Below are 7666 nucleotides of genomic sequence, written 5' to 3' on the forward strand. Positions count from 1 at the left end.
GAGAACCATTTTCAATCCCAAAAAATCAGTATTTTTATATACCAGTTTTTAGGTATTTTTTATTATTATACTTTTAACTAAATTGATTTTTTTTTACACCTTACTAAAACTGTTAAACACAATGAAGAAACTAATAATCCTTTTTTTTTATTTTAATATTCTATATTCTACCGGCTCAACGACTAAGTCCCCTCAATGAAAAACATTATGTAGATAGTTTAGAACAAGTTTCCTCTCATAATCCTGAACAATCTAATGCTAACTTTTTACTCTCTGCCTACTATAGAAATACCGACTCCGCTGTAAGTAAGGAATATCTTAAAAAGGGAAAAATATTGGCTAAGAAAGATCCTTATGTATTAGCAAAATACTATTATTATGAAGGATTTTACTACCAGGAAAGTAATCCACAAAAAGCTGCGATTTCCTACCAGAAAGCCCTCTTATTATTTCCGAAATTTAAAACAGAAGAATCTCATTTTTTTCAGGCTTTATCTTGGTATAATTATGGGGTTGTAAAAAAGGATAAGGAAGGATATCCCTTTTTAGTAAAAATCTTATTGGAAAAAAGTATACCTACAGTTGAAAAATACACAGAAAACCCTAGATTAGGATACTTATATTCACAACTTGCCATTATTCTCACTTACAATGCCGAGTTTGAAAAGTCTAACTATTATAACCAAAGGGCCATTGGACTTCTTGAAAAAACAGCTCCCAAATCTTCAGAACTCTTCACAGCTTATCTTCATACCGCCTCCAACTTCTGTTATCAGGCTAAAGGAGATGAAGCAAAGAAATATATCGATAAAGCAGAAAAACTTATAGTTCCCTATCCTGAGTCTTCCTATAATACACTATTCTATTATATAAAAGCCCTTTATCTTATTACAAAACAAAAAAATACGGAAGCACTCCCTATGATTGAGAAAGGATTATTCTATTCAAAAAAACATAATCAGAACATATATACTCAAATGTTTTATGTGAATAAATATGACATTCTCAGAAAACTCAACAGATATACTGAAGCAAAAGCTGTATTGGAAAGTACTTTAACAGAAAAAACTCTTATAAGAGAAGCCAATAATAGAAAAACTATTTATTATCTTTTATCAAACATCAATGAGTTGATGGGAAATCCTCAGGAAGCATTGAGCTGGCAGAAAAAATATTCCACATTAAGTGACAGCCTGAATGCCGAAAATGTAAAATTGAAAATCAACCAACTGGAAACTAAATTTAATACTTCTGAAAAAGAGAAAAAAATAGCCACTCTTAATGCGGAAAAGAAAGATAAAGAACTCTTAATGAATAAAAAGAATTCTTATTTATGGATATTAGGTTTAGCTGCCTTCTTATTCTTAAGCCTTCTTATTTTCATATTTATCGTTTACAAAAAGAACAGAAAAATATCCGAACAGAAAGAGATCAATCTTCAACAGAAGATTACCGATATCAAACAAAAAGAAGAACTCAATCTCACCAAAGCAATTATGGAGAGTGAGGAAAGAGAGAGGGAACGTATCGCCCGTGATCTGCATGACGGACTCGGGGGAATGCTAGCCGGTGTCAAAATTAATCTTTCTTCCTGGTCTTTAACCCATTTGGATAATGATCATCAGGAAAGTCTACTCAGAATTATCCATCAACTGGATAGCTCCGTTAATGAACTCCGTCATATCGCCAGAAATTTAATGCCTGAAGCTTTACTAAATTCAGGTTTAGAAGCCGCCCTTGAGGACTTATGTGAATTCTATACCAGAAAAGACCTCCATATTGATTGTCAGCTGATCGGGATCAGCAAAGAACTTACCCTCAATATCCAAATGAATATTTACAGAATCATTCAGGAACTTCTTGCCAATTCTGTGAAACATTCGGAAGCCAACACCATCCTTTTACAATGTTCTCAATCCAATGATAATTTCATGATCACCATAGAAGATAATGGAAAAGGGTTCCGGGAAACTGATCACATAAAGACTAAGAGCATGGGGCTTCACAACCTCAAAAACCGTGTGGATTATCTCAAAGGGCAAATCGAAATCAATTCCGATGCTGAGGGAACAGCCATTACTATTGAATTAAATACAAAGGAGAGTGAATAAGATTGACATTCTGATTGTAGATGACCACCCTGTCGTCATTGAAGGGCTGAAGATGATGATGAAGGAACATCCCATTTTCAATATTATCAAAAACTTTACTTCCGGCTCGGAGGTTTTACATTGTATCAAGTCTAATAAAGTAGATATTATCCTTTTGGATGTAAACTTACCCGATATCAACGGTATTGAGCTTTGTAGGAAAATTAAAAAAATATCTTCCGATACTATCGTAATAATGTTCAGTAACCGATTTGAAAGAAATATTGTTATGCAGTGTATTCAAAACGGAGCGAGTGGATATCTGCTCAAAAACATCAGTATTGAGGAGCTTATAGATTGTATTAAAGGAGCCATTTCCGGGAACATTGTATTTTGTAAGGAAACCAAAGAAATCATCGGTAAACCCTCTGAAAGTGAATTGAATATTCCAAGGCTTACCAAAAGAGAAAAACAGATCTTACAGCTACTAGCATCCGGAAAAACCAGTATTAATATTGCCGAAGAATTATTTCTCAGCCCTTTAACTATAGATACGCACCGGAAAAACTTATTACAAAAGTTTAAAGCAAAAAACTCTACCGAATTAATCACCTTTGCTTTGCAATACCATTTAATCGAAAAATAAAAAAACCGCCTAAAGGCGGTTTTCATATGAGTATTCTGTTTATTTTATAATTCTAAAAAGCTGTGAGTCACGGCTGCACTTAAAGTACCCGTTCCTGTAACCGTATCAGATTTTGCAACTTCTCCATCTATCCAGATGCTTACTATTAATTGAGAATCCGGATTCGGAAGCTCAGCATTCGCTGCCAAATTAAGTTGTGACTGGCTTGAGCTTACAAAAAATTCTCCGCTTGTCCAAAGCGTACCCGTCGGATCATAGATCGTGTTCTGGTCAGTACCCACCTGTGTTACAACAGTTTTAAAAACAACATTCTGAGATCCTTTAACCTCAAACTGTACTACGTGATCCTGGAACTCTTCCTCGTCATCATCCTTACATGAATTAACAACGGTAATAAGTGAAAATAATGCTACGAATAAAAAGGAAAGTCTAAATAAACTTTTTGATTTGTAAAATTGCTTCATTTCTCCAAATAGATTTTTTAATCTTCCAAATATAGGTTTTTTATCAATATAAAAATATGTTTTTTGAAAAATTTCCAATAATGATTTCCAAATAATATCGATTCGATAAAAATATCATTTTGTGTATTTGTTAAATTTGAAAATCTCCATCTGCCTCATATTTCTTACTTCAATAGTATAAATTAATATATTTGCATATGGATTTAAATTATTTGGTAAGAGAACCGGAAAATATTGCTTCGGACACTCCCATTCTCTTCATGCTTCATGGGTATGGAAGTAATGAACAAGACCTCTTCAATTTCAGGGAAACACTTCCGTCCGACTGGATTATAGTAAGTTTCAGAGCTCCGAGAGATACTCAGTTCGAAGGATTTTCCTGGTATGATATAGATTTTAATAATCCTGAAAATTTCATTGACGTTCCTCAAGCAAAAGAATCCTTAAATGCTTTACTCGAGAGTATGCTGAGAATTATTAATCATTATGGATTAATGGATGCTAAAGCTCATTTATGCGGATTCAGCCAGGGAGGAATCTTAAGCTATGCGCTTGCCCTTCAATATCCGGAAATGTTTAAATATGTTGCCTGTATGAGCTCTTATCCGGAACCAAAGATTCTGGATCATATTGTAAAAGATAAGAAAAAGCTTGAGCATGTTCGTTTCTTTATTTCTCATGGGACCGAAGATGCTGTCATTCCTTTAGAATGGGGAAGAAAAGCTGCAGATCTGCTCTATGATTTAGGATACTATTTCTCCTTCCGGGAATATATGAGCGGCCACGGAGTTAATCAGAAAAACTATATGGATCTTATGGAGTTTTTTTCCAAATAAAACCTTATAAATTACAGAAAAAACACTATTTATTAATATCAATTAAAAAATACACAAGCATTCTTTATTTTTAGAATGCTTTTTATTTACATATCATTTAATTTTATTAAATTCATTAAATGAAATATATCTATTTCATATGGATACTGTTTTTAAGCATTTTTTCAAATGCCCAGAACACTTTTGAGCCTGTCGATTCCCAGAAAACAACAATTCCTTTTAAGCTGATCAACAATCTTATTTTCATTCCGGTAAACATCAATGGTGCTGATCTTACTTTTTTACTGGATACTGGAGTTCAGGAAACCTCTATTTTCAGCCTCGAAAATAAAGAGTTGAAACTGACACATCTGGAAAAAATCAAATTTTCAGGCTTGGGCGGAAGTGTAAGTATTGATGGTTTCAGATCCGATAATAATATTGGGAAAATAGGTAATAATCTGATGAATAAATCTCTTTCTCTTTTCATCATTGTAGATCAGGAGTTTAATATTTCCTCTCATGTAGGAATCCCTGTTAATGGGATAATAGGATATCATTTTTTCAAAAACCAGAGAGTTTTAATTGATTATACTGCTAAAAAAATTACCCTATTCCACAATGAGAAACTTTTAAAAAAAAGAGTAAGAAAATTCACTGAACTTCCTATCTCCATAGAAAACAGCAAACCCTACATCCATGCAGATATAGAAATGACCAATGAAAGAAAAAGATCCAAACTGTTAATTGACCTGGGAAATAGTGATCCTATCTGGCTATTTCCTACTTTAATTAAGGACTTTGTTTATAACCGCCCCAATATTGATGATTTTCTAGGAAGAGGTTTTAATGGAGATGTATATGGTAAAAGAAGCAGGATTCATGCACTTTATTTAAATAATTTCAGATTTGAAAAACCTCTTACGGCTATGCCTGATGAGTTCTCTATACAGCATATCAACCTGGCGAAAGACAGAAAAGGATCCATTGGCGGAGGCATCATGAAGCGCTTTACTGTTGTTTTTGATTATCAGAATGAAAAGATCTACTTAAAAAAGAACAGAAATTATGAAGATCCTTTCAACTTCAACATGAGCGGACTGGATTTCAAACAGGACGGACTACAGTGGGAACAGGATCTTGTAAAGGTAGAAACTAAAAATATCCCGTCATCTACCAATGAAACTCATGTGATGAATAACAATCTTCAATATAAATTCACACTTAAACCCCTGTTTTCCATAGCTGGAGTAAGAAAAGACTCTCCTGCCTACAAAGCAGGATTACAAAAGGATGATAAGGTTCTGAGCATCAACGGCTACAAGACATCAGACATGACGCTTGAAAAAATAGCTGAACTCATGAAATCTCATGAAGGGAAAACAATAACAATACTTATTCAGCGAAAAAAAGAATTGTTAACTTTAAGCTTTACATTAGAAGACCCGATCCCTTATCAAAAATAAATTATTATGAAAACAGAAGAAACCACTTTAGACAAAATAAGAACCAGGCCCCGGTTTAAAATGTTCACACATTTAAGCAAAGAAGAATATGCCGAAAGCTTAAAAAAATACCTGAATGAGCATAAAGATGAATTTTCCGGAAATATCAATAAAGAAGTAGCCACCATATGTGTTGAAAATCAGGATAATAATTACTGGAAACCCAATCTTGCCTTAAGAACCGAAACTGAAGATGGTACTACCGTTGTAAGGGGAGTTTTCGGACCAAGCTCTGCTGTATGGACATTCTTCATGTTCCTTTACTTTCTCTTTAGTGTTTTATGGATGACTTTTATCACAATGTTCTATGTAGAAAGGCAAATCCATAGCAATGATTTTCCATGGGCTCTTAATGCTTCATTTACCATGCTAATATGCATCGGACTTACCTATGCTGCAGCCCAGTTCGGACAGCATAAAGCCAAAGACGAAATGCAGAAGCTAAGAAAGTTTGCAGAAGAATCTACTTTACAATTTGAGAAAAAGAATCACGATCCGGATGCTTCTGCCTGAGCAGGAGCGGCTAAAGCTTTAGCAGTTTTAATAGAATCTGCAACTCTTTCCCTATTAGATTGCTCTTTTATAATTTTTTCAATATTAGGCTCAATCAGCTGAGTCATCTCCTCTACTGAAATGTTATTGGCATTAGGATCATTCAACAGCTTTCTCCAGGGCTTTCTTCCACCCCACGGATACTCGCCGAAAATAACTACAGGGGTTCCGTTAGCTTTTAAAGTAGTACCTCCCGGATTTAGAATCCAGGTATCAGCATAAGAATATAACCACTGAGCATCTTTTTTCAACAACCTAAGACATGAATGGGAAGCAGGGTAACCAGGTAAAGTATATTCATGCCATCCAATCCCCAATGTATTATGAACATTTACATTATAGGGAAGTTTCCATTCGTCGCTTACCGTAGAAATAGCCAGTTTCTTTTTCCAGTTGGCAAACATTAGTCCGGTTTTCGTTTTTGCAGCTTTACTTCCCATACTGGTGGGTCCCCATTTTACCAGGCTTCCGTTGGAATATACTCCATAAGCCTGAATAGGATAAGAAAATACGACAAACTTCTTAACGTTACTCAGCACATCCAATTGCATCGGAAAAGGAGAATACGCCATCATAGTAGTGTCTATCTTAGTAGGAACGACTAATGTGTCAGCATTCCATTTACTTTTAGAGTCCAGACGGTTTAAAGCTAAAATAGTATAACGCTCTCTTTCAGAATATTTCTTGCTGAATTCTGCATAAACAGAATCTCTCAGTTTTTTATCTTTGGGAAGAACAAGTCCAGTGTAGAATCCATTTTCCTGAATCATAGGGGAAACAGATTCTTTTACCACCTCTATTACAGAATCCTTTTTGATGGAGTCGTTGTCCCCCATAGGAACAGTTTCTGTAGATGGTATATTTTCTTGAGTATTAGTATTGGTAGTTTCGTTTTCTTTCTTACAAGAAACCAAGAATAAAGTGATGGCTAAGGTATAGAGAAATGATTTTCTCATAAATAATCTATTCATAAATTCCAATTGATCATTTAGTTTTGCCAGTTAGTGCAAATATCAGACCTTAAATGAATTTTCTTGAAAAATAATTTTCATGAAAATTTTCTACAAAAATTCTCTATCTTTTCCTATTTCTAAAAATAAAAGGAGTAACAAATAACTCATTACTCCTTTTTTATTTATTAATTCAGAGGATATTTAGATCCATCTCATTCCTTTAAAAATATTAAAATCGTCATCCCCTAAGACCTCTTTTCTGTAATAAGCATAATTGGCGGTCATTCCGCACAATATAGCATAAGCACCGCCTATACCTCCTGCTACGCCGCGAGGAAGGAATAGGGTAACAATGAAAATACAAACATTTAATCCGATAAGAAGCAAAGCCCCTCTCCACATTCCTTTAATGAAATAATAAATAAATCCAAAGAATAATGCATAAAAGTTTATATTGATTCTAAGTTTATTAATAAAGCCTTCTATTGTTTTATAAGCTTCTTTGTATTCCTGAGTACCAGGAGCTCCATGTTTTTGAAAAAATGAAAATCTCTCATTCCATACTTCATCATAATTTGCGGGATCCCATGTCGGATTAATAACTGCTTCAGTTGTTTTTTCTTCCATAATGTGTATATTTA

Annotated in this window: 8 protein-coding genes; 5 read left to right on the plus strand and 3 right to left on the minus strand. The window is 34.1% G+C overall.

Going from position 1 to position 7666, the window contains the following annotated elements; all coding sequences use genetic code 11:
* The first annotated feature begins 335 nt into the window (after nucleotides 1–335).
* Together Q0A18_RS13635 and Q0A18_RS13640 are read left to right on the plus strand one after the other, a co-directional pair.
* A complete protein-coding gene (locus tag Q0A18_RS13635; protein ID WP_292010703.1) occupies nucleotides 336–2111 on the plus strand; it encodes a histidine kinase in 1776 nt (591 codons plus the stop codon).
* A complete protein-coding gene (locus Q0A18_RS13640; protein WP_292010704.1) occupies nucleotides 2104–2736 on the plus strand; it encodes a response regulator transcription factor in 633 nt (210 codons plus the stop codon). Before Q0A18_RS13635 ends, Q0A18_RS13640 begins: the two co-directional genes overlap by 8 nt.
* A gap of 44 nt (nucleotides 2737–2780) precedes the next feature.
* Here Q0A18_RS13640 and Q0A18_RS13645 read toward each other — a convergent pair whose 3' ends face one another.
* Nucleotides 2781–3200, minus strand: coding sequence for a hypothetical protein (locus tag Q0A18_RS13645; protein WP_292010705.1), 420 nt, complete (start codon nucleotides 3198–3200; stop codon nucleotides 2781–2783).
* A gap of 197 nt (nucleotides 3201–3397) precedes the next feature.
* On the opposite strand from Q0A18_RS13645, the gene Q0A18_RS13650 reads away from it, so the two are divergent.
* From Q0A18_RS13650 to Q0A18_RS13660, 3 genes are all read left to right on the plus strand, one after another.
* Entirely contained in the window at nucleotides 3398–4036 is a 639-nt protein-coding gene (locus tag Q0A18_RS13650; protein WP_292010706.1) for an alpha/beta hydrolase-fold protein, read from the plus strand.
* Between the two features lie 119 nt (nucleotides 4037–4155).
* On the plus strand, nucleotides 4156–5481 hold the full coding sequence (locus Q0A18_RS13655) for a PDZ domain-containing protein (protein WP_292010707.1): 1326 nt from the start codon (nucleotides 4156–4158) through the stop codon (nucleotides 5479–5481).
* A gap of 6 nt (nucleotides 5482–5487) precedes the next feature.
* Nucleotides 5488–6033, plus strand: coding sequence for a hypothetical protein (locus tag Q0A18_RS13660; protein ID WP_292010708.1), 546 nt, complete (start codon nucleotides 5488–5490; stop codon nucleotides 6031–6033).
* On the opposite strand, the gene Q0A18_RS13665 is transcribed toward Q0A18_RS13660, so the two are convergent.
* Nucleotides 6009–7043: a L,D-transpeptidase gene (locus Q0A18_RS13665; RefSeq protein ID WP_292010709.1), complete on the minus strand. Its 1035-nt coding sequence runs from the start codon at nucleotides 7041–7043 to the stop codon at nucleotides 6009–6011. The two genes, Q0A18_RS13660 and Q0A18_RS13665, sit on opposite strands and share 25 nt — an antisense overlap.
* Nucleotides 7044–7226: 183 nt before the next feature.
* Nucleotides 7227–7666: DUF2628 domain-containing protein (locus tag Q0A18_RS13670; protein ID WP_292010710.1), on the minus strand; the 440-nt coding region annotated here is incomplete at its 5' end.

Source organism: Chryseobacterium sp. (assembly GCF_022712095.1).
GTDB lineage: Bacteria > Bacteroidota > Bacteroidia > Flavobacteriales > Weeksellaceae > Chryseobacterium.